This window comes from Pandoraea anapnoica (genome assembly GCF_902459765.1).
Lineage (GTDB): Bacteria > Pseudomonadota > Gammaproteobacteria > Burkholderiales > Burkholderiaceae > Pandoraea > Pandoraea anapnoica.
On record NZ_CABPSP010000001.1, the window covers coordinates 222,198 to 241,777 of the forward strand.

20 protein-coding genes are annotated in these 19,580 nt (G+C 64.1%); 10 read left to right on the plus strand and 10 right to left on the minus strand.

Annotation, left to right across the window (positions count from 1 at the left end):
• Positions 1–6 precede the first annotated feature (6 nt).
• Positions 7–399, plus strand: a complete 393-nt coding sequence (locus tag PAN31117_RS01065) for a rhodanese-like domain-containing protein (RefSeq protein ID WP_039395229.1) — start codon at positions 7–9, stop codon at positions 397–399.
• A 136-nt stretch (positions 400–535) separates the two neighbouring features.
• On the opposite strand, the gene PAN31117_RS01070 is transcribed toward PAN31117_RS01065, so the two are convergent.
• The 4 genes from PAN31117_RS01070 to PAN31117_RS01085 form a co-directional block, all read right to left on the minus strand.
• Positions 536–793 (minus strand): BTH_I0359 family protein, encoded by a 258-nt coding sequence (locus PAN31117_RS01070; RefSeq protein ID WP_039395232.1) that lies wholly within the window; start codon positions 791–793, stop codon positions 536–538.
• Between the two features lie 196 nt (positions 794–989).
• On the minus strand, positions 990–1,784 hold the full coding sequence (gene pcaD, locus PAN31117_RS01075; protein ID WP_150736568.1) for a 3-oxoadipate enol-lactonase: 795 nt from the start codon (positions 1,782–1,784) through the stop codon (positions 990–992).
• A gap of 276 nt (positions 1,785–2,060) precedes the next feature.
• Positions 2,061–3,146 (minus strand): DUF3108 domain-containing protein, encoded by a 1,086-nt coding sequence (locus PAN31117_RS01080; RefSeq protein WP_174990742.1) that lies wholly within the window; start codon positions 3,144–3,146, stop codon positions 2,061–2,063.
• 177 nt (positions 3,147–3,323) lie between these two features.
• Positions 3,324–4,181, minus strand: a complete 858-nt coding sequence (locus PAN31117_RS01085; protein WP_150736570.1) for an IclR family transcriptional regulator — start codon at positions 4,179–4,181, stop codon at positions 3,324–3,326.
• A 178-nt stretch (positions 4,182–4,359) separates the two neighbouring features.
• On the opposite strand from PAN31117_RS01085, the gene PAN31117_RS01090 reads away from it, so the two are divergent.
• From PAN31117_RS01090 to PAN31117_RS01120, 6 genes are all read left to right on the plus strand, one after another.
• A complete protein-coding gene (locus PAN31117_RS01090; protein ID WP_150736571.1) occupies positions 4,360–5,346 on the plus strand; it encodes a fumarylacetoacetate hydrolase family protein in 987 nt (328 codons plus the stop codon).
• 558 nt (positions 5,347–5,904) lie between these two features.
• The gene (locus tag PAN31117_RS01100) at positions 5,905–7,056 is read left to right on the plus strand and encodes an ABC transporter substrate-binding protein (protein WP_039395246.1); all 1,152 of its coding nucleotides are present in this window, start codon (positions 5,905–5,907) and stop codon (positions 7,054–7,056) included.
• Between the two features lie 146 nt (positions 7,057–7,202).
• Positions 7,203–8,024 carry an enoyl-CoA hydratase/isomerase family protein gene (locus PAN31117_RS01105; protein WP_150736572.1) on the plus strand — a complete coding sequence of 274 codons (822 nt, stop codon included), beginning with the start codon at positions 7,203–7,205 and terminating at the stop codon, positions 8,022–8,024.
• An 87-nt stretch (positions 8,025–8,111) separates the two neighbouring features.
• Positions 8,112–9,089: a PhaM family polyhydroxyalkanoate granule multifunctional regulatory protein gene (locus PAN31117_RS01110; RefSeq protein WP_150736573.1), complete on the plus strand. Its 978-nt coding sequence runs from the start codon at positions 8,112–8,114 to the stop codon at positions 9,087–9,089.
• 79 nt (positions 9,090–9,168) lie between these two features.
• Positions 9,169–10,455 (plus strand): patatin-like phospholipase family protein, encoded by a 1,287-nt coding sequence (locus PAN31117_RS01115; protein ID WP_150736574.1) that lies wholly within the window; start codon positions 9,169–9,171, stop codon positions 10,453–10,455.
• Between the two features lie 62 nt (positions 10,456–10,517).
• Entirely contained in the window at positions 10,518–11,369 is an 852-nt protein-coding gene (locus PAN31117_RS01120; protein WP_150736575.1) for an AraC family transcriptional regulator, read from the plus strand.
• Positions 11,370–11,398: 29 nt separating this feature from the next.
• Here PAN31117_RS01120 and PAN31117_RS01125 read toward each other — a convergent pair whose 3' ends face one another.
• The 3 genes from PAN31117_RS01125 to PAN31117_RS01135 form a co-directional block, all read right to left on the minus strand.
• Positions 11,399–11,986 (minus strand): LysE family translocator, encoded by a 588-nt coding sequence (locus PAN31117_RS01125; RefSeq protein ID WP_150736576.1) that lies wholly within the window; start codon positions 11,984–11,986, stop codon positions 11,399–11,401.
• A 129-nt stretch (positions 11,987–12,115) separates the two neighbouring features.
• Entirely contained in the window at positions 12,116–12,553 is a 438-nt protein-coding gene (locus PAN31117_RS01130) for a nuclear transport factor 2 family protein (RefSeq protein ID WP_150736577.1), read from the minus strand.
• A gap of 24 nt (positions 12,554–12,577) precedes the next feature.
• Entirely contained in the window at positions 12,578–13,087 is a 510-nt protein-coding gene (locus PAN31117_RS01135) for a chalcone isomerase family protein (protein ID WP_174990744.1), read from the minus strand.
• 812 nt (positions 13,088–13,899) lie between these two features.
• Here PAN31117_RS01135 and PAN31117_RS01140 point away from each other — a divergent pair.
• From PAN31117_RS01140 to PAN31117_RS01150, 3 genes are all read left to right on the plus strand, one after another.
• Positions 13,900–14,772, plus strand: a complete 873-nt coding sequence (locus tag PAN31117_RS01140; RefSeq protein WP_174555920.1) for a ferritin family protein — start codon at positions 13,900–13,902, stop codon at positions 14,770–14,772.
• A gap of 131 nt (positions 14,773–14,903) precedes the next feature.
• Positions 14,904–15,407: a D-glycero-beta-D-manno-heptose 1-phosphate adenylyltransferase gene (gene rfaE2 / locus PAN31117_RS01145; protein ID WP_150736579.1), complete on the plus strand. Its 504-nt coding sequence runs from the start codon at positions 14,904–14,906 to the stop codon at positions 15,405–15,407.
• Positions 15,404–16,411, plus strand: a complete 1,008-nt coding sequence (locus PAN31117_RS01150; protein WP_150736580.1) for an asparaginase — start codon at positions 15,404–15,406, stop codon at positions 16,409–16,411. The genes rfaE2 and PAN31117_RS01150 overlap by 4 nt, the downstream gene beginning before the upstream one ends.
• 37 nt (positions 16,412–16,448) lie before the next feature.
• Here PAN31117_RS01150 and PAN31117_RS01155 read toward each other — a convergent pair whose 3' ends face one another.
• The 3 genes from PAN31117_RS01155 to PAN31117_RS01165 are packed head-to-tail and all read right to left on the minus strand — an operon-like array spanning position 16,449 to position 19,433.
• Positions 16,449–17,330, minus strand: a complete 882-nt coding sequence (locus tag PAN31117_RS01155; RefSeq protein ID WP_174990746.1) for an SPOR domain-containing protein — start codon at positions 17,328–17,330, stop codon at positions 16,449–16,451.
• Complete coding sequence (locus tag PAN31117_RS01160) at positions 17,302–18,369, minus strand: type III pantothenate kinase (RefSeq protein WP_174990748.1); 1,068 nt, start codon at positions 18,367–18,369, stop codon at positions 17,302–17,304. The genes PAN31117_RS01155 and PAN31117_RS01160 overlap by 29 nt, the downstream gene beginning before the upstream one ends.
• Positions 18,370–18,416: 47 nt before the next feature.
• Positions 18,417–19,433 carry a biotin--[acetyl-CoA-carboxylase] ligase gene (locus tag PAN31117_RS01165; protein WP_174990750.1) on the minus strand — a complete coding sequence of 339 codons (1,017 nt, stop codon included), beginning with the start codon at positions 19,431–19,433 and terminating at the stop codon, positions 18,417–18,419.
• Positions 19,434–19,580: the final 147 nt, after the last annotated feature.

Consider the following 19,580-nt stretch of genomic DNA (forward strand, 5'->3'; position numbering starts at 1 on the left):
AACGACATGGAATTCCTGCTCCCGAGCGCCGCACACAAGTTCCTGCAAGCCAACGCCAACGCGCTGTTCGTCGATTGCCGCAGCGAAATCGAGCATCTGTTCGTGGGGCACCCGGTGGGGGCGATTCACGTGGCCTGGAACGACGGCCCGGACTGGGAAGTCAACCCGCACTTCGTACAGAGCGTGCGCAAGCTGGCGGGGGCGGGCGGTGAGCGCCCTGTGATGCTGATCTGCCGCAGCGGCAACCGCAGCACGGCGGCTGGCGAAGCGCTGGAGGCGGCCGGTTTCCTGAACGTCTACGGGGTGTTGCACGGCTTCGAGGGCGATCTGGACGCCTCGCATCACCGAAACGCCGTGAACGGCTGGCGGTTCGACGGTCTGCCGTGGCAGCAGTGTTGAGCGGAACGTCGCGATGAGGTTGTGGCCCTAGACCTGCCGGACCGCCAAACCCTGACATCGCGTCAGTTTCTCGGGCTATGAAAAAACCCTCGCCTTGGCGAGGGTTTTTCGTGGGCACTACCGAACGGAGTCGGTATCAGTGGAGCACAACCGGGTTTGTCATGAAGGTGTCGAACTGTCCGAGGAATTCATCGACTTCGTCCTCTGAGGGTTCGCTGGCGATCAACTTCTGCACTTCTTCACGGAATTGCCGGGCAAGCGAGCCGTCGAGGAAAATCTCGCGGCCGGCGGATTTGTCCACGATTTCATAGCCGCCGGCGGACAGCGAGTGATTGCCGTTATCCGCGGCAAACTCAACGACACAGTAGTTCGGGCTGTTGTAAATCATGAGCATGGCAACTCTCCTGGTGTTCCTGCATGGTCCTGAGTAACCCACATAGGGGCGACGCGGCGCGATTTCAAGAGGCAACGCCCCATGATTCGCTTATCGGCACACCGGCTGACGAATTCAATGGTTTTGGCCCTCCTTTTGTAAAGGTCACGCGACAAGTCCTGCAAGTACCCCCTGCAAGTCGTTCATTTTGCAGGGTTCAGACGTTAGAGGCGGCCCCGAGCAAAAACGTTGCAAGGGCGTTCGTTACGAACTGTTTCTGCTCGACGATCGACAGATGGGCCGCATCCGGCACGATCTCCAACTGCGCGCCTGCAATACCGTTGGCGATCCGGCGCGCCACGGCGGGCGGCGTCGACGGGTCGTTTTCCCCGACCAGCACCAGCGTCGGCACGTCGATCTCGGACAGGCGTGCTCGCACGTCGAACGCCGCGAGCGCCTCACAGGACGCCGCGAACCCCTCCGGGGAGGCATGCGCGACGAGGGCGCGGATACGCTCGGCTTGCGCGGGGTGATGCTTGCGAAAGCGCGCGCCCAGCCAGCGTTCCAGGGTACCGGCCGCCAAATCCTTCATGCCGTGCGCGCGCGCCGTCGCCGCGCGCTCCAGAAACGTCCTGGCATCGGCGGCGTCGTAACCGGCCGTGGTATCGATCAGCGTCAGGCTGGCGATGCGCTCGGGGGCGTCCAGCGCCACTTGCTGAGCCACCGCGCCCCCCATCGAGATGCCGACGAAATGCGTCGAGGGGATCTCCAGCGAATTGAGCAGAGCGGTCGCATCGGCGGCCAGTTGTTCGATGGAGTACGGGCCGTGCGTGATATCGCTGCGGCCGTGGCCACGGCTGTCGTATCGGAGTACCCGGAAGTGGGCCGTCAGATCGGGGACGAGCTCGTCCCAGACGGTGAGATCTGCACCCAAAGGGTGTGCCAGCGTGAGCCACGGACCGTGGCCGTCCACCGCGTAATGGATCGATGCTCCGTTGGCGCTGACTTTCATGGGCGGCCCCCTGGGTTCGTCGATGCGTTGCGAGGCGGTGTCGATGCACTGGGATGTTTCCGATTATGTCAGGAACACCGCAATCGTGCAGACCGTTTCGTCGTAGTTGGGCAACACTTCGCTGCACACCCGCATGCAGCCTGAATCACTCGAAATTCTAAGGAATTTTGCGTCGATTTTCGAGACGGAAAACCCTGTCACGAGGGGGGCAATACGGTGGGATACGGCGCGCTGACAGCATTCGCGGTGTCTGGTCGATTTCGTCTCAGCCCTTTCTCACGGGGCCGATTTCTCCGTGAATATCAGCTCGAACTCGTTGCCGGACGGCTCCGTCTGTTTTACCCGCACCGGCAGCCAGTCGAGCGATGGCGCGAGCCAGATATCCACACGCCGCTCGTCGCCCGCCTTGCGCGGCAGACGCGTGAAGTGGCGCGTCTCGACGTATCCGTTGCGCGTGGCCATCGTCTCGCTGCCGACGTACTGCACCGGCCACACCTCGCTGCTGTCGGTGTCGACCACGGTGAACTCGTGCATCACGCCGACCTGGGTATAGCGCTCGGGATTGCCTCGCGCGTAGCTCGCCAGCTGCATCATCACGCTGAACCGGTCCTGTGCGCCGGGGGCAAGGGGCACCGACTGGCCGGAGCGGGAGAAGTGGAGTGTGGGTGTGGCGTCACGGTGGAAATCGGTGATGTATTCCGCGCGACGCCCGCGTTTTTCCACATAACGGGACGGCGCGATGCCGTTCGCGTCGTAGCCACCTTCGCTGATGAACTCGAACGTGCCGAAGAAGATGATCGGCACGGCTACGCGTAGCGTGTAATGCCCGTTCTCGTTGACCCAGTGGAGCTGCCCTGTCTGGTTGCGCACGCCGTTCATGAGCGCGTCGTAGGTCAGCGTGACGGAGGGCGGCGGATCGAACTTGTCGCCATTCGCCGCGGCGGCCGTGAGCGGCACGCCGGGTGCGGCTGCGGCGTCCGACGTCTTCGCGCCGGGCGTATCGCCCTCGCCCGCCACCGTCTCCGACGCGGCCAGAGGGCCCGGCGTATCCGTCGCGACCGGGGCGGCGAGCGTGTCCGGCGGCGCAGGGGCAGGCGGATGCTTTTTGACGACCGGTTTGGGTTTGGGCGGCGGCGGTGCTGGCGGTTCAGGCGGCGTGACCGGCTTGAGCGGAATCAGCGTGATTGGAATGCTGGGGATCGGCGTGTCGTCGAGCGTCGTGCGATGGACGGCGACCCAAAGCGCGATGAGCACGTGTACGACGAACACTGCCGCCAGCACGCCGACCCATAGCCCCCAGCGTCTGCCCTTTCGACCGGTGCCTGACGGCCCGCCGGGCGTTTGCCCAAAGGCGTCAGTCATGCCCGGGGCCGCCGACGAATCGGGGACCGCAGGCATGTCGGTTGTCGCTTGAGGAGGCGTACCAGGGGGCGGCAAAGACACGAGATGGAATTGATCGGAACGTCGGAGGCTCAGGATCTCATATTGCGATGAACTGAGTTCGACAGTCCCCGCTGCCTGCCGTTCATCCTTCAACTTTCAGCGCTTTCCCCCGGGGGCCTGCGCGTGTCCGAGGTCGGCGGAGAGATTCTGGGCGAGCGTGCGCAAGGCCGTGTCGATGGGGCCACCCCAGCGTGCGTCGAAGCGACTTTCGGGGCCGAGCGCCATGAGACCCATCACGAGTTGTCCCGTCGCGTCGAACACCGGCATGCAGAACGCATTGACGGACGGCAGGACTGTGCCTTCGACGCGCGCCGCCCGATGCGCGCGCACATCGTCGAGCACCGCTTCGTACTCCGCGCGCGTTGCGGGCAGATGATGACGCGACGCATGTTGCAAGGCGGTGAGTGCGGCGTCGATGAGCGGGGCGGTCTGACGCTCGGGGAGATAGGCGGCGAAGAGCCGACCGGCAGCCGATTCGAGCATGGGCATCACGTCGCCCAGACGCAATGGCACACGCATCGGGAACGTCGATTCGAGCCAGTGCACCACGGTCGGCCCCTGATTGCCCCAGACGGCCAGTCCCACGGTCTGATCGATGGCGTCGCGCAGTTCCGACATGGCGAAGCGCGCGGCCTTGAAGGCGTCGATGCGTGCGAGGTGCGCGAGTCCCATGCGCAACGTGAAGGGGCCGAGGTCGTAACGTCCGCTGACCGGGTCCTGAACAATGAGTCCGAGCCGTTGAAAGCTCACGAGGTAGCGGTGCGCTTTGGCGGGGTTCATGCCAGCCGCGTGCGCGAGGTCGCGCAACATCATGGCGTTCGACGCTTCGGTGAGGACCTCAATCAGACGGAAGCCCACCTCGATGGACTGGATGCCCGAGCGGGTCTTCTCCTCGTCGGGGGCTGCGCTGCCGCCGTCCTTCTCGCTCTCGTTGTGATGTTCAGGCGCTGTCATGTGTCTCTTGAATAGTTGTCATGGCCGCTTGCCGGGGCACGGCTCGACCCGTGCCCGGTCGATGCCCTCAGGTAGAATCGTCGGCGTCAAGCGACATTCTATCGGGCCAAAATCGCCGGGCCTCAAAATGGAATCCGCTTGATCCGAATCCGCTGAAACTGCCTGCAGACGCCACCACATGAAACTCGCAACCCGTAAGGACGGCACGCGTGACGGTCAACTGATCGTCGTCTCACGCGACCTGTCGACCGCCTGCATCGCCGACGCCATCGCCCCCACGCTGCAACGCGTGCTCGACGACTGGACGTTCTACGCGCCGCAACTGCACTCGCTCTATACCGAACTCAATCACGGCCGCGCGCGCAACACCTTCGCGTTCGATCCGGCCGACTGCATGGCGCCGTTGCCGCGTGCGTATCAATGGGCCGACGGTTCGGCCTATGTGAATCACGTCGAGCTGGTGCGAAAGGCACGCGGCGCAGAAATGCCGCCGGAATTCTGGACCGATCCGCTCATGTATCAGGGCGGCAGCGACGACTTCATCGGGCCGACGGACGACATCGTCTGTGCTTCGGAAGACTTCGGCATCGACTTCGAAGCCGAGGTTGCCGTAGTGACGTCGGACGTGCCGATGGGCGCGAGCCCGGCGCGTGCGCTCGAAGGCGTGCGTCTGCTCATGCTGGTCAACGACGTGAGCCTGCGTAACCTGATCCCGGCCGAACTCGCCAAGGGCTTCGGGTTCTTCCAGAGCAAACCGGCCAGCGCGTTCTCGCCGGTCGCCATTACGCCTGACGAGTTGGGGGATGCCTGGCGCGATGGTCGTGTGCATCGTCCGCTGACGGTGAAGTGGAACGACAAGAAGTTCGGCGCACCGGAGTGCGGCGAAGACATGGTGTTCGACTTCGGCCAGTTGGTTGCGCACGTGTGCAAGACGCGTAACGCGCGCGCCGGGACGATCGTCGGTTCGGGCACGATCTCGAACAAGGATCGTAGCCGTGGCAGCGCGTGCATCGCTGAGAAGCGCATGCTCGAGACCATCGAGAAGGGCGCGCCCGAGACCGCATTCATGCGTTACGGCGACCGTGTGCGCATCGAGATGTTCGACGCGCAGGGCAAGACGATCTTCGGGGCGATCGATCAGTCTGTGGCACCGCTGGACGAGTAATCGTAGTCCGAACGGTACAGGCAACGGGTACGGCTGACCGCGCGGACGGGAAAAGTAAAGATGGCTGCAAGCCATATCCGGTGTGACTTCGCGGGGTGTCGGACGATACGTCCATAGGGTGAACCCGGATATGGCGGGGAATTCTGCCTCCGCTATTCTTTGTCTCCTTGAGTCGGTGCGCATGCCTGGCAGGTTCGCGCACCGGCCGTTACTTTCGCCGGCGCGGCGCGAGGTGTCCGTCCCGGGGCATCCGCGTTCCAAAAATCAAGCGCTGGCGTGGGCCTGTTCACCCGAATATCGGGCTCGTATTGCCCGGCCAAAGGGGCGAGCGCAAGGAATGAGCCGAAGCGAATATCGGGAATATTCGTGAGGGTCATGACGCGGCGATCGCCCCTTTGGTTTGGCAACCCGAAGGGAACGTGTCCTACCGGCCGTCTGGCGGCGTTGTCCGCAGCTTGCTTGGAGTGACCAAGCAAGCTGCGAACCTTGCCAGCCGACCGGTGGAACACGTTCACGAGCCCGGTATTCGGGTGAACAGGCCCTAACCAGGAGAATTCCATGCGAAACCCCGTGCGCACTGCCCTGCTGGGTGCGATGTTGCTGGCGTTGGCCGGCGGCGCTGCCGCTCAGGTCAAGATTGGTGTGAACATCTCGCTCACCGGTCCGGCGGCCTCCCTCGGCCTGCCCGCGCGCGACACTGTCGCTATGCTGCCGAAGGAAATCGGCGGACAGAAGGTCGACTGGATCGTGCTGGACGACGCGTCGGACACCACGACCGCCGTTCAGAACACCAAGAAGCTCATCTCCGAAAATCACGTCGACGCCATCATCGGCTCGTCGATCACGCCGAACACGCTGGCGATGCTCGATGTGATCGCTGCTGGCACCACGCCGACGATCTCGCTCGCCTCGTCCGCCCGCATCATCGAGCCGGTCGACGCCAAGCGCTACTGGATGTTCAAGACCCCGCAGACCGACGCGCAGATGGCCTCCGCTATCGTGGCCCACGCTTCCCGTCACGGGGTGAAGAAGATGGCCTTCATCGGCCAGGGTGACGCGCTCGGCGAGGCTTTCTATGACGAAGTCGCCAAGTTCGCCAAGGTGAACCACATCGAGATGGTCGCGAGCGAGCGCTTCGCACGCACCGACCCGAGCGTCACCGGTCAGATCCTGAAGATCATGGCGACCAACCCTGACGCCGTCGTCGTGGGCGCCGCAGGCACCCCGGCAGCGCTGCCGCCGAAGGCACTCGCCGAGCGCGGCTACAAGGGCCTCGTGTATCACAACCATGGCGTGGGCAATAACGACTTCCTGCGCGTGTGCGGCAAGGACTGCAACAACACGTACCTACCGGCCAGCCCGGTGCTCGTGGCGGCGCAACTGCCGAACGATCATCCGGCCAAGGCGGTCGCGCTCGACTACATCAAGAAGTTCGACGCCAAGTACGGTGCGGGCAAGGTGGCGGCCTTCGGTTCGTACGCCTGGGACGCAGGTATCCTGCTTGAGCGCGCGATTCCGATTGCGTTGAAGACGGCCAAGCCGGGCACGCCGGAATTCCGCAAGGCGTTGCGCGACGCGCTGGAAACGACCAAGGACGTGCACGTCACGAACGGCATCACCAATATGAGCCCGACCGATCACCTCGGCCTCGACCAGCGCGCCCGCGTGATGGTCAAGATCGAAAACGGCAAGTGGGTGATCGCCCCCTAATCGCCGAAACTTCCGAATGCGGGGCGTCATGTCCGTCCTGCATCGACCTCGTATTTGACCTGTTGACCGTCGGCGGCGCTGGCATGTCCGGTGCCGCTGTTTCCCATCCCCGCCTGTGCGGGGATATTTTTTTGGAGCGGTAAGCCATGTCGCAAGACCCGTATCAACACTACCAGTCGCTGCAATTCAAGCGGCATCCGAACGGCGTGCTCGAACTCATCATGGGCGCCGGGGCGAACAAGAGCGGTCTGTCTACGGCCGACCATCGCATGCATCAGGAACTGGCCGACGTGTGGCGCGACATCGACCGCGACGCCGAGACGCGCGCCGTCGTGATTCGCGGTGAGGGCAAGGGCTTTTCCGGTGGCGGCGATCTGTCGCTCGTCGAAGACATGGCCGACGACTTCGCCGTGCGTGCGCGGGTGTGGCGCGAGGCGCGCGATCTCGTCTACAACGTGATCAATTGCAGCAAGCCCATCGTCTCCGCGATGCACGGTCCGGCGGTCGGCGCGGGGCTGGTGGCGGGCTTGCTCGCCGACATCTCGATTGCCGCGAAAACGGCGCGCATCATCGACGGACATACGCGTCTGGGTGTGGCAGCGGGCGACCATGCCGCCATCGTCTGGCCGCTGCTTTGCGGCATGGCGAAAGCGAAGTACTACCTGCTGCTGTGCGAACCGGTGACGGGCGAGGAGGCCGAACGCATCGGACTCGTGTCGCTCACCGTGGACGAGGCGGACTTGTTGCCGAAGGCGTTCGAAGTGGCGGACAAGCTCGCGCGCGGCTCCAGCACGGCGATTCGCTGGACGAAATACGCACTGAACAACTGGCTGCGCAGCGCCGGACCGGCGTTCGACGCGTCGCTGGCGCTCGAATTCATGGGTTTTTCAGGGCCGGACGTGCGCGAGGGGCTGGCGTCGCTGCGGGATCGCCGCGCGCCGGACTTCGGTGGCGACGCCCCGTTTTGACACACCTCTGGCGCAAGCTCGGCGTATGATCGATAGCGATACGCCCTGTGTGCTTCACCTGCCGTCCGTGCCCGACTGGAGACTGTAATGAGCGATTCGACGAGTGCCATGCCTAACGGCTTCGACATTCTCAAGAAGATGTGGGAGGCGTTCAGTCCGCCCGCGACATTCACCTCGCCGCTAACGCAGTTGATGCAAAGCGCCGCGCCGTTGCTCGATCCCGACGAAATCGAAAATCGCATTGCCGAGATGCGTGCGGTGGAACAGTGGCTCACGCTCAACCTGAACGTGTTGCGCTCGACGATTCAGGCCTTCGAAGTGCAGCGCGCCACGTACGCGACGCTGCGCGCGTTCGGCACTGGCAACTTCGGTGCGACGGACGCTTCGGGCACGACCGACACCGGCGCGTCCCCGTTCGGACAGGCGGCCGCTGCCAACCTCTGGCGTTCGCCGTTTGCCGCCGCCGAGCCAGCGCAGGACGTCGAGCCGGAGCCGCTGGCGAGTGCGCCCGAACCTGAACCGCAGGCCGAGCCGGAAGCGGTGGCGGACGCCGGTGCAGAGAATGAAGCCGGTGGGTCGGCATCGCCATTCGGGCAGGCGAGCAGCGCTTACGGCGCGCTCGACCCGTCGATGTGGTTCAACGCCATGCGCGCGCAGTTCGACCAGATTGCCGCTGCTGCGCAGGCGGCAGGCGTCTCGGCCGCACAGATGACCGAAGCCGCGGCAGCGCAAATGTCCGACGCAGCGGCCAAGGCAACGAAGGCGACGAAGGCCGCGGCACCGTCCTCAGCGAAGGCATCGGACAAGACGGCAGCTCCCGCAAAGCGCTCCGCAGCGGGAACGAAGACGGCATCCAAGACGGCGGCTAAACGCGCACCGGCCAGCAAGAAGACGCCCGCTAAATCGGCGACTAAATCCGCTGCGGCCAAGACGTCGGCTAAGACATCCGCTAAAACGCCGGGACGCACCTCGTCGGCAGCAACCGAGGGCGACACCCCGGCGCAGGCATCGGCCAAGGGGCGTGCGTCGGGCAGCACAGGGAAGCAATCCGCCTGGAAGTGGTAGGGCGCGCGACTTCGGTCGCATGTCCGGACGGCTGACGGCGGGGGAAGAATAACGACAGCGAAGGCAGAGGAGGGCCCCCATGATCTCAGGCGAACGTACCGGTCTCGTCCTGATGGGCGGAGGCGCACGCGCCGCGTATCAGGTCGGCGTGCTCGCGGCGATTGCCGCGATACAACGCGAGGTCTTGCCGTCGCGGCGGGCGATCCCGTTTCCGATTGTCTGCGGGACGTCGGCGGGCGCGATCAATGCCGCTGCACTTGCTTCGCATGCAGACGATTTCCAGCACTGCGTCATGAAGCTCGACGCCGTCTGGCGTCAGTTCCACGCCGGTCAGGTGTTTCGCGCCGATTCGCTGGGCATGGCGGGCACCGGTGCTCGCTGGCTCGCTGCCCTCTCTCTCGGCTGGGCCTTGCGTCGCTCGCCGCGCTCGTTGTTCGACTGGTCCCCGCTGGCGGATATGCTGCGCCAAGCGATTCGTCTGGACCGGTTACCGGACGTTTTCGCCTCCGGTGCGCTCGAAGCGTTGTCGGTGACCGCGTTGTCGTACTCCTCGGGCAAGCACGTCACCTTCTACCAAAGCGCCGAGCCGATTCAGGCGTGGAAGCGCTCGTTACGGCTCGCACGCGCTGTGCCGCTGACCATCGAGCACCTGCTGGCATCGAGCGCGATCCCGTTCCTCTTTCCGGCCATCGAACTCGATCTCGACGGACAGCCCGAGTATTTCGGCGACGGCTCGATGCGTCAGATCGCGCCGCTCAGTCCGCCGATTCATCTGGGGGCTTCGCGTGTGCTGATCATCGGGGCGTCGCACGGACAGTACGGACTCGATAGCAGCGGCGAGCGCATCGGCGGTTATCCGAGCCTCGCGCAGATCGGCGGGCAGGCGCTGGCGAGCGTGTTCATCGACGGGTTGTCGGCGGATCTGGAGCGTCTGCAACACATCAACAATGTGCTGCGATACGTGCCGGAGGCACAGCGCGAGTCAAGCGGATGGCGTCCCATCGAGACGCTGCTGATTTCCCCGAGCCAGCGTCTGGAGCCGATTGCGGCACGACATCTGAAGCAACTGCCGCGCGCCGTTCGCACAATGCTGGGCGCGATCGGCGCGGATGCCGAGCGGGGTGCGGCGTTTGCGAGTTACTTGCTTTTCGAGGCGTCCTACACGCAGGAGCTGATCGCGCTCGGCGAAGCGGATGCGTACGCGCAGCGCGACGCGATTGCCGCGTGGCTGGTGGCCGAAGCCGATGGCACGAGCCCGCTCGACGACGTCGAAGCCGGCGCGGTCGGCGGCGCCGCGCCACCGGCCAACTCACCGCTGTCGATCGATACCGATACCGTGGCGGGTACCGGAAAACCGGCGGCATGAGGCGCATGGACGCCACGTCTCCCACGTCCCGCTATCATTGCGGTCTTCACTGAGTCGCGCGTATGTCGAAATCGTCCCGTTCCGCTGTCGCATGCCCCTATCCGTCGACGTTCTGGCGCGACCCGGCATTACCGTTCATCGAAGCCCGCGAAGTGCTCGACGGGCGACGCGTGTGCTACGCGCTGCACAGTCACGAGACGTTTTCCATCGGCGCGGTGACGGGCGGTCGCAGTACCTATCTGAATGGACACGCGCGTGAGACGGTGGGGCGCGGCAGCGTCGTCGTGATGAACCCCGACGCGGTACACGCGTGCAATCCCATCGGCGACGAGGCATGGGCCTATCGCATGCTATTCGTCGACACGACGTGGTTGGGCGATCTTCAACGCGAACTGGGGTTTGCGCACGGGCAGGATCTGCAGCTTTTCGACCCGATGTCGTCGACCGACCCCGCGCTGTATGACGGGCTGAACCGGCTTTACGACGTTTGCACCGACGCGTCGCGCGATCGGCTGGAGCGCGAGAGCGTCGTGCAACAGTTTTTCATCGATGTGCACGAGCGGTTGAATCCCGCCCCGAAGCCGATGCACGACGACTCGCACAAACTGCGCGACGCCGCCGACTTCATTCGCGCGCATTGCTGCGAAGCGTTGACGCTCGCACAGATCAGTGCGGCGGCAGGCTTGTCGGCGTCGTATCTCACGCGGGCATTTCGCGCGCAGTTCGGCCTCACGCCGCACGCGTTTCTCATGAATCAGCGCATTCAGTACGCGCGGGCGCGTCTGCGGCGCGGACATGCCATCGCCGAAGTCGCGCTCGATGCGGGCTTTGCCGATCAGGCGCATTTCCAGCGCACGTTCAAGCAGTTTCTCGCCGCGACGCCAGGGCATTATCGCGAGTCGCGTGTGGCCTGAGGGTCATCCCACCGCTACATCCCACTGCCTCATCCCGCCGCGACCAGATACACGGCACTTCCCGCCAGCAGCACGGCCATCACGCGATTGAGTCGTCGCACGCGCTTCGGATCGCGCATGTGATGCCGCAGCATCGCGCCCGCCGCCGCCCAACATCCGACCGACAACCAGCAAATGACGAAGTAGATCGCGGCGAATTGCCAGATGCGTGTGGGCTCTCCGCCTGTGTAAGCGCCCATGCCCGCGAGCGCCGCGAGCCACGCTTTCGGGTTGAGCCACTGCATGACGGCACCGTGCGACAGGGTCGGGCCGCGTTGCGTGCTGGCGTCGCCGAGTTCACCGTTGTCGACGGCGAGCTTGTACGCCATGTATAGCAGGAAGGCCACGCCGAACCATTGAATCGCATGCAGGAGTCCCGGTACGCGTTGCAGTAGTTCGTACACGCCGAAACCCACTGCGACGAGCAGCGCGACGAAGCCGACGGTCGCGCCCGTCACGTGACGCAAACTCGGCATGAGCCCATAGCGCGCGCCCGCGCCGAGCGCTACGACGTTCACGGGGCCGGGCGTGATGGAGGCTGCCAGCGCGAACGCGGCCATTGAATAGAAAACGGTCATCGGAATCCTTATTGCGAACAAGTTCACAAATCCACGTCCGCCAGATGACGGCGTGTGTGAGGTTCCGACTGTAGGTGGAGGCTTGCGCGGTGTATTGAAGAAAACTGCTCTATGCAGGGCGGTGGCGGCTCAAAGAAACATGCGCTCACGCAGCCAACGTATCAAACGTCCCAGAAACGGGAGTTTGAGATAGACGTCTTCAGTCGCATCCCAATAGTCCCGCTGATAGGCGACACGACCATCGACCGCGAGCCGAAGATGCGACGCGCCATGGATGATTTGTTCGTCGTCGAGCCAGCGTTTGGCGTGAAAGTGGAGGTTCCAGACGAGTACCGCCTGGTTGTGCTGGAGCAGTTGCGCCGTGACTTCGAAGCGCGGCACGTCGAGGCGCTCGAACAGATGCATGAGCAGCGACGCGACTTCGGCCGCGCTGCGGACTTCGTGCAGCGGTGTCTTAACGTAGACGTTGGGGGTGTAGAACTCCCCCAGATTCCCGACGCTCTGGCGCGTCAACGTCTCGAAGTAGTGGGTCAGGCGCGTGAGCGCGGCGGCGTGATCGATGTCCATAGGCACGCGTGTCCGGGCGCGGGCTCAGCGGACGTCGCTGATCAGTTCCGCGCGAAGGTCGGGCGCGCTGGTGCGCGGGTCCAGCCAGATGGCGAAGAATGCGCGTCCGAAGGCGTCGCCTGCGATCTGACCGATGAGCTTGCCGTCCGAGAAGAAGCGTGTGCCGTCACCCGGCCGGAAGACGCCGGTGAGGTGCTGCCCTGCCGAGACGTCGGGCAAGATGCGCGCAAGTTCTTCGGCCCAGTGCTGGCGCTCGTCGTCGGTCCCCAATTGCAGCTTGCTCATCTCGATGAGGCTGCGTTGTACAAGCGTGTGGGACTTGAAACTTCGCGCGTAGCGCACGTCGAGCACGAGCGGATGCGTGCTCCAGTTGGCGCTGAGGTGGTTGGCGCCGGAGAAGAGGGCTGCGTCGTATAGATGGAAGCCCATTCGCGAGAACGATCCCTGCCCGACGAGATGCGCGGACGGGATTTCCTGCGAGGCGAGTTGTCCGGCGTCGAACGCCAGAGCGCCAGGCGCTGCCGCCACTGCCATCAAAAAACAGGCGGTGCGCAACCAAGCGGCAAAGTGGGGACGATGAACTGCGTGCGCCCGGTTTGCCCGATGTGCTCGAAGTGCCATGCTCGGCTCCCTATCGTTGAAGGGATCAAGGATTAAGTCGAGTCGGTCGGCCCATTGGCGGCGCCCGGCTCGTTCTGCCGGTGCGTCTGCCCGTGATACATGTTGCGTAATTGCGACTGAGAACTATCCTCAAAGTGACGCGTGGCGAGCGGCGGTTGCCGGGCCGCCCTGAGGCGATATCGTCGCAAATTCGGAACGATTGTTTTCAGCGTAGACCATGGGACGCCACCTGCGCAGGCCCGTGGCACAAGGACATACCCTGACACCTCGCCCGAAGTCGACCGCCGGACGACCGGGGCAGGGTAATCATCGACCGCGTGCAACAGTCTTTCAGTAGGTGCGTGTTGGGAAGTCTATTGCCTCCTCAGCTTAGGAGGTTTGCGTGACAATTTGACAGGCGTCAAAATTACGACGCATTACCGTCACGTGAGTGTCAAACGTCACGGTAATAAAAGGGAATTATGTTATGATTCAAGAGTTTGCCCATATTTTAGTGGGGTCGCTCTAAGCCATTTTGCCAGGATGCGGCCAGTTAACAGGCGTGAACAGGCGTGAAATCGCCGTCCTTATGCGACGGCAGGGTTCAAGACGTGGAACCGGACGGCGGGGGCCGACCGAGACCCGCTCACCGTTTTGTCTGTCGAAATTCGGCGTAAACTTTCACAATACTATCTTGAGTCCTGGTGTAAGGTCTCGCGACCTTGGGGGTAATTGAAATGACCGAAATGCTGTATCCCGAACTGTACAAGTCGCTGGAGGCAGTGCGTTGGAACATGGAGAAGGACATTCCGTGGGACAAATTCGACGCAAGCCAACTCACCGACGATCAGGCGCGCACCATCAAGATGAATGCCATCACGGAATGGGCGGCGCTGCCGGCTACCGAGATGTTCCTGCGCGACAACCGTGACGACAGCGATTTCTCCGCCTTCATGAGCGTGTGGTTCTTCGAAGAGCAGAAGCATTCGCTGGTGCTCATGGAGTACCTGCGCCGCTTCCGCCCGGAACTCGTGCCGACCGAAGCCGAGCTGCACGCTGTGCGTTTCCCGTTCGACCCGGCACCGCCGCTTGAGACGCTGATGCTGCACTTCTGCGGCGAAATCCGCCTGAACCATTGGTATCGCCGTGCTGCCGAATGGCACACCGAGCCGGTCATCAAGCACATCTATGAAGTCATTTCGCGCGACGAAGCGCGTCATGGCGGCGCCTACCTGCGCTACATGAAGAAGGCCATGACGACCTTCGGCGACAACGCGCGTGCTGCGTTCGCGAAGATCGGCGTGTTGATGGCTGCAGCGCGTCGCACGGAAAAGCCGCTGCACCCGACCAATCTGCACGTGAACAAGGAACTGTTCCCGAACGATACGGTGCAGTCGCGTCTGCCGGAGCCGGAATGGCTCGAACACTGGCTCGACGAGCAAATCAAGTTCGACGACAGCTGGGAAAAGAAGGTGGTCGAGCGCATTCTGCACAACATGTCGCTGCTGTTCGAGCGCACGTTCGCGACGGCGCAGGACCTGAACCGTTACCGCAAGGAAATCACGGTCCGCCTCGCGGCCGTGACCGCACCAGCACCGGCCGTCGCGGCGTCTGCGTAATCGAAAACGCAGGTAGACTTTGCGGTATCAGCAAGAAAGGGGCTTCGGCCCCTTTTTTGTTTGGGGCGGTAGGGCTCGTGGGACAATAGTGGCCATCTTCGCGAATAGCGCGTCCACTTCGATCGAGCGTCATGTCAACTCCCCAAGTCATTCCTCCGGCCGATTTCGAGGCCAAGATCCTCTCGCGCGAAGCGCTGGCCGCGCTGGCGCCGACGCTGCCGCACCCGCTGGTGTTCACCAATGGCGTCTTCGACATTCTGCATCGTGGTCATGTGACCTATCTGGCGCAAGCGCGCGCGCTCGGCGAATGTCTGATCGTCGGCGTGAATACGGACGCTTCGGTGCGCACCCTGGGTAAGGGCGACGATCGCCCCATCAACAACGAGAATGATCGTGCGGCCTTGCTCGCGGCGTTGCAAAGCGTCGACTATGTGGTGACGTTCGGTGAAACGACGCCCGAAGCGCTGATCGCAGCGGTGCGCCCCGACATTCTGGTGAAGGGGGGCGATTACGACATGGACAAGCTGCCCGAGTCTGCGCTGGTGCGCGGCTGGGGCGGCAAGGCAGTGGCCATTCCGTTCGAACATCAGCGCTCGACGACGTCGCTGCTCAAGAAAGTGCGGGCCCAATCATGAGTCTCGCCCCTCTCGTTGAAGTCACGCGCGGCGCCAACGGTGTCGATACCGTCGAGTGCATCCATTATGGTTCGGTCGCTGTCGTCGACGCGCAAGGGCGCTTGCGCTATGCCGCAGGCGATCCGTCGTTCCTCACGTTCTCGCGCTCTACGCTAAAGCCGTTTCAGGCACTGCCTTTCGTGGAAGGCGACGGCGTGGCGCACTTCGGTCTGACACAACCCGAGCTAGCGTTGCTGTGCGCGAGCCATTCCGGCGAGTCATTTCACGTCGACGGGGTGAAAAGCCTGTTGAGCAAAGCCGGGTGCGACGAACATCACTTGCAGTGCGGATGTCACGTGCCGACGTTTTATTCCGCCACAGGCAAACGTGCACCCGCCGATCTGAAACCGACACCGCTGCACCATAACTGCTCGGGCAAACACGCGGGCTTCCTCGCGTACTGCGCGCAACACGGCTTGCCTCTCGACACCTATCTCGATCCCTCACACCCGTTGCAGCAGCGCATTCGCGCACGTGTGGGCGACGTTGTCGGCGTTGCGGGCGATGCGCTGCCGCTGGGCATCGACGGTTGCTCCGCACCGAACTACGCGTTGCCGCTCGACAAGCTGGCAGCGGCCTACGCGCGTCTCGCGGCGAGTGACGACGCGGCGCTCTCGACGCTGTTCGACGCGATGACGCAGCAGCCGGAGATGGTGTCGGGGACTGCACGCAACGACCTTGCGTTCATGCGCATGGCGCCCGGCGACTGGGTGGCGAAGATCGGCGCTGACGGTGTGCAGACCATCGGTGTTCGCTCCGCTGGCCTGGGCATCGCCATCAAGGTGGTCGACGGCAACATGCGTGCGCTTTACACCGCAGCGGTAGCCGTCCTCAAAGCGCTGGGTCTCGTCGATGCACCGGAAGCTACGGGGCTGGCCCCGTGGGTGTCGCCCGTCGTCAAGAACGCACGTGGTACGCAAACCGGCGTTGTGCGGGCTGTCGTTGACTTGAAGCGGGTGAGTTGACGGGCTGACGAGCTGACGAACGGCGAGCGGAGGCCTGCTAATGCACTCCGGCGGGTGGACTTCCCGCCGGTGCCGGACATGCTTTCACCAGTTGTGCCGACCATTGCTGCGTGACGACGCCACGCACCTGCGTTGCCGCGTTCGCATTGATACCGGCAATGCGGTAGATGATCCGGCTCTTGGCATTCGGCCTTTCGCTCAATTGCGGCGTCAGGCCTTTCTTTTGTGCGGTCGCCATCAGACGCGTCGCGCGATCCTTGTCGTTGAACAGCCCGAGCGAGACAACGATATTCGAACCTTCGTCGTTGAGCAGGAAGTATTCGGTCACGCCTGCCGAGCGCAATTGCGCCACCTGTTTGTCCGCAGCGGCCTTGTTCGGCGCCGGATCGAGATGCACCCAGTAACGCTTGTCGACAGCGACCGACTGGATGTCGCCCTGACCGGCGGGCAGCGCGGCGAGCAGCAGGCCGCGCGCCTGTTGTGCGTCGTTTGCGGCAAACGGGCCGATATCGAGGCAAGAAGACGTTGCGGCGACTGCGGCCGCCTGAGCCGTGCTGGCATCGCTCGCGACGACGCTTGGCGTAGCCGCAGCCACCGCCTGAGTCGCAGCCGTTGCGGCTGCGGATGATGCGGCGGCGTCAGGAGACGCGGCATTTCCGCTTGCGTTGTCCGGCGCTTCTGCCACCACCGCCGAAGCACGTGCCGGTGCCCCGCCACTGATGTCCGCGCCCGTCAGCCGGATGTGCGTGGGGTCGAGTTGCGTCTTGACGCGAGCCGGTTCGCGGCCGGTTTCCGGCAGCACGTCACGCCATTTCAGCCAGCCCAACTGCACGGCCGCAAATGCTGCGTTTGCCGCGAGAAACATGACGAGCAACAACGCGCGCAACATCTCAAACGCCTCCTCGTGCTTGTCCGGCATCGCGTGAAACCTCTGCCGGGGTATGGGGCTCGGGGGCGATTGCCGCCGACGATTTAGCCGCGTGTAACGCGACTTCATAGAGTCCTGTCGGCACGAGCTGATCGTGCTCGGTAAAGGGCAGTACGAGCGTTTGTGCGAGCGCATGACGCGCCCCGCCGGAAAGCACGCAGCGCACGGGTGCGCCGAGCTGTGCTTCGAGCTGTGCGTAGCTGCGTTCGACGAGACCGGCCTGAGCGGCAGCGCATCCGCGAAGAATGGCCTCGGCCGTGCTGCGTGCGAATGCCTGGCCACCCGAAGGCATCGTGGCGTCGAGCGTTGGCAACTGCGCGGTGCCCTGCGCGAGCGATTGCAGCATCAGGGCTGGGCCCGGGGCAATCAGCCCACCGAGATAGTCGCCATCGCCGCGCAACGCTTCGATGGTCGTGGCAGTACCCAGTGTCACGATCAGGAGGTGTTCGCCCGGCCATGCGGCATGCGCACCGATCAGGCTGGCCCAGCGGTCGCTGCCGAGCTGCGAAGGCGTGTGATAGCCGTTGCGCACGCCCGCCCGCGCGTCGCTCGCGCGCAGTACCTGAAGCCAGTCGGACGACGCCATGCCCCACAACGTCTGCAACGTCATACGGACGGCCTGTTCGGCGGCATCGCCCGCGACATTGGTGAGCCAGACGCCAGCGGGTGCCGGGCAGATGAATCCGTCGTGCTGCCCGCCCTGCCCGATGGCGAGCGGCGCAGCGTTGGGAGCGAAGTGCCGACCTTCGGTCTGGCTCCCGTTGCCATCAGCATCTGGTGTTGAAGAAGCATCCGCCTCCAGTGCCGACCAGCCTGCGCGAATTTGTGTGGCTAGCGTGCGCCACTCGGCGTGATCTACCGCGCCGCTGGCGAGGAAAGACGGCGATGCGGCGCGCCAATTTGCCGGTCGTACAGCCGGTGCCAATGCCCACTTGATGCGGCTGTTCCCTGCGTCGACCAACAGCCATGGGGCAGCACTGCCATTGACGCTGCCGCTCGATGCGGCAGGCATGCCGTCCGTGCCCTGCATACTTGCAGATCTCGGTGATGCTGACGACGCTTTACGGGGCGCGGACATCAGCGGCCTCCCTGCGTTCCGGGAAGCGTCGCTGCGGTAGACGGATCGAGCAACCGCACCGAGACTTCGCCGCTGGCGATTGTGCGCTCGCCTTCGGTCGTCGCGACACGCAGACAGCCCTGCGAATCGACGCCGAGTGCTACACCGTGCAACACGTCGCGTCCGTGTTCGATCACACGAATCGACGATCCGCCGTAGGCGTGCATCGCTTCCCAGTCTTCGCGGAACGCGTCGAAGCGCTGCGCGTCGAAACGCGCCAGCATAGCCGCAAGTCGCTGAACCAAGGCGACGAGGACCGACGACATATCCGGATCCACGAGGACCGATTCGAGCGCAGCGGGCGGCGTGGCAGGGACCGCTTGCGTGGCGGTGCTGGGCGCGGCTGCCGTTGCGCTCTGAACCGCCGCGCTGTCGATGCGCGTCGCCACATCGCCCGCATGACGAAGATTGACGCCAATGCCGATGACGACGCCGATGCGCCCCGGCCCTGCCGGGACCGTCTCGATCAGAATGCCCGCGAGCTTGCCGCCGCGCAGCAGGACGTCGTTGGGCCATTTGAGGCCGAGCGCCTGCGGGGCGGATACCGGCAGATCCGACAATCCCTCTACGACCGCGACGCCTGTTGCCAGCGACAATCCGGCCAGTTGTGCCGGACCACCGGACATTACATAAGCCAGAGAGAACGTCAGGCTGTCGCCCGGCAAGCTCTGCCATGCGCGCCCGCGTTGGCCGCGACCGGCGGTCTGATGTATGGCGGCGCGAACCATCGGCGCAGACGAAGGGTCTTCACGAAGGCGCGCGAGCAGGTCGAGATTGGTGGAGCCCGTGGTGTCCACGACTTCGATCCGCCAGTCGCGGCACACCGCCGCCAGACGCGAGCGAATGCGCTCACCGTCGAGCTGACGCGCGGCGGTGTCGTGGACGGACGTTGCGCCCGCGCTGGCGCGGCTTTCCGGCGAACCGGACGCCATGGCGTCGAGCGGAGCGGTGGGCGAAGAAGGTGCGGCGTTATTCATGGCTGCTATTGTAGCGGCGAGGTTGGCGCCGCGCCGGTCTGTCCTGCGTCGAAGGCCGTATTTCGGCATTATCCGAGGCGCGCGTCGGACAATTCCGGCAGGTTTTCAGCCGCTGCCGGGTTGCCATCGTATGGCCGCGCCTGTACC

What these genes read in the sequence shown, in the direction of transcription:
- PAN31117_RS01065 (WP_039395229.1), top strand. Translation starts at nt 7, where the DNA reads ATGGAATTCCTGCTCCCGAGCGCCGCACACAAGTTCCTGCAAGCCAAC.
- PAN31117_RS01070 (WP_039395232.1), bottom strand. Translation starts at nt 793, where the DNA reads ATGCTCATGATTTACAACAGCCCGAACTACTGTGTCGTTGAGTTTGCC.
- pcaD (WP_150736568.1), bottom strand. Translation starts at nt 1,784, where the DNA reads ATGAAAGTCAGCGCCAACGGAGCATCGATCCATTACGCGGTGGACGGC.
- PAN31117_RS01080 (WP_174990742.1), bottom strand. Translation starts at nt 3,146, where the DNA reads ATGACTGACGCCTTTGGGCAAACGCCCGGCGGGCCGTCAGGCACCGGT.
- PAN31117_RS01085 (WP_150736570.1), bottom strand. Translation starts at nt 4,181, where the DNA reads ATGACAGCGCCTGAACATCACAACGAGAGCGAGAAGGACGGCGGCAGC.
- PAN31117_RS01090 (WP_150736571.1), top strand. Translation starts at nt 4,360, where the DNA reads ATGAAACTCGCAACCCGTAAGGACGGCACGCGTGACGGTCAACTGATC.
- PAN31117_RS01100 (WP_039395246.1), top strand. Translation starts at nt 5,905, where the DNA reads ATGCGAAACCCCGTGCGCACTGCCCTGCTGGGTGCGATGTTGCTGGCG.
- PAN31117_RS01105 (WP_150736572.1), top strand. Translation starts at nt 7,203, where the DNA reads ATGTCGCAAGACCCGTATCAACACTACCAGTCGCTGCAATTCAAGCGG.
- PAN31117_RS01110 (WP_150736573.1), top strand. Translation starts at nt 8,112, where the DNA reads ATGAGCGATTCGACGAGTGCCATGCCTAACGGCTTCGACATTCTCAAG.
- PAN31117_RS01115 (WP_150736574.1), top strand. Translation starts at nt 9,169, where the DNA reads ATGATCTCAGGCGAACGTACCGGTCTCGTCCTGATGGGCGGAGGCGCA.
- PAN31117_RS01120 (WP_150736575.1), top strand. Translation starts at nt 10,518, where the DNA reads ATGTCGAAATCGTCCCGTTCCGCTGTCGCATGCCCCTATCCGTCGACG.
- PAN31117_RS01125 (WP_150736576.1), bottom strand. Translation starts at nt 11,986, where the DNA reads ATGACCGTTTTCTATTCAATGGCCGCGTTCGCGCTGGCAGCCTCCATC.
- PAN31117_RS01130 (WP_150736577.1), bottom strand. Translation starts at nt 12,553, where the DNA reads ATGGACATCGATCACGCCGCCGCGCTCACGCGCCTGACCCACTACTTC.
- PAN31117_RS01135 (WP_174990744.1), bottom strand. Translation starts at nt 13,087, where the DNA reads ATGGCAGTGGCGGCAGCGCCTGGCGCTCTGGCGTTCGACGCCGGACAA.
- PAN31117_RS01140 (WP_174555920.1), top strand. Translation starts at nt 13,900, where the DNA reads ATGCTGTATCCCGAACTGTACAAGTCGCTGGAGGCAGTGCGTTGGAAC.
- rfaE2 (WP_150736579.1), top strand. Translation starts at nt 14,904, where the DNA reads ATGTCAACTCCCCAAGTCATTCCTCCGGCCGATTTCGAGGCCAAGATC.
- PAN31117_RS01150 (WP_150736580.1), top strand. Translation starts at nt 15,404, where the DNA reads ATGAGTCTCGCCCCTCTCGTTGAAGTCACGCGCGGCGCCAACGGTGTC.
- PAN31117_RS01155 (WP_174990746.1), bottom strand. Translation starts at nt 17,330, where the DNA reads ATGCCGGACAAGCACGAGGAGGCGTTTGAGATGTTGCGCGCGTTGTTG.
- PAN31117_RS01160 (WP_174990748.1), bottom strand. Translation starts at nt 18,369, where the DNA reads ATGCAGGGCACGGACGGCATGCCTGCCGCATCGAGCGGCAGCGTCAAT.
- PAN31117_RS01165 (WP_174990750.1), bottom strand. Translation starts at nt 19,433, where the DNA reads ATGAATAACGCCGCACCTTCTTCGCCCACCGCTCCGCTCGACGCCATG.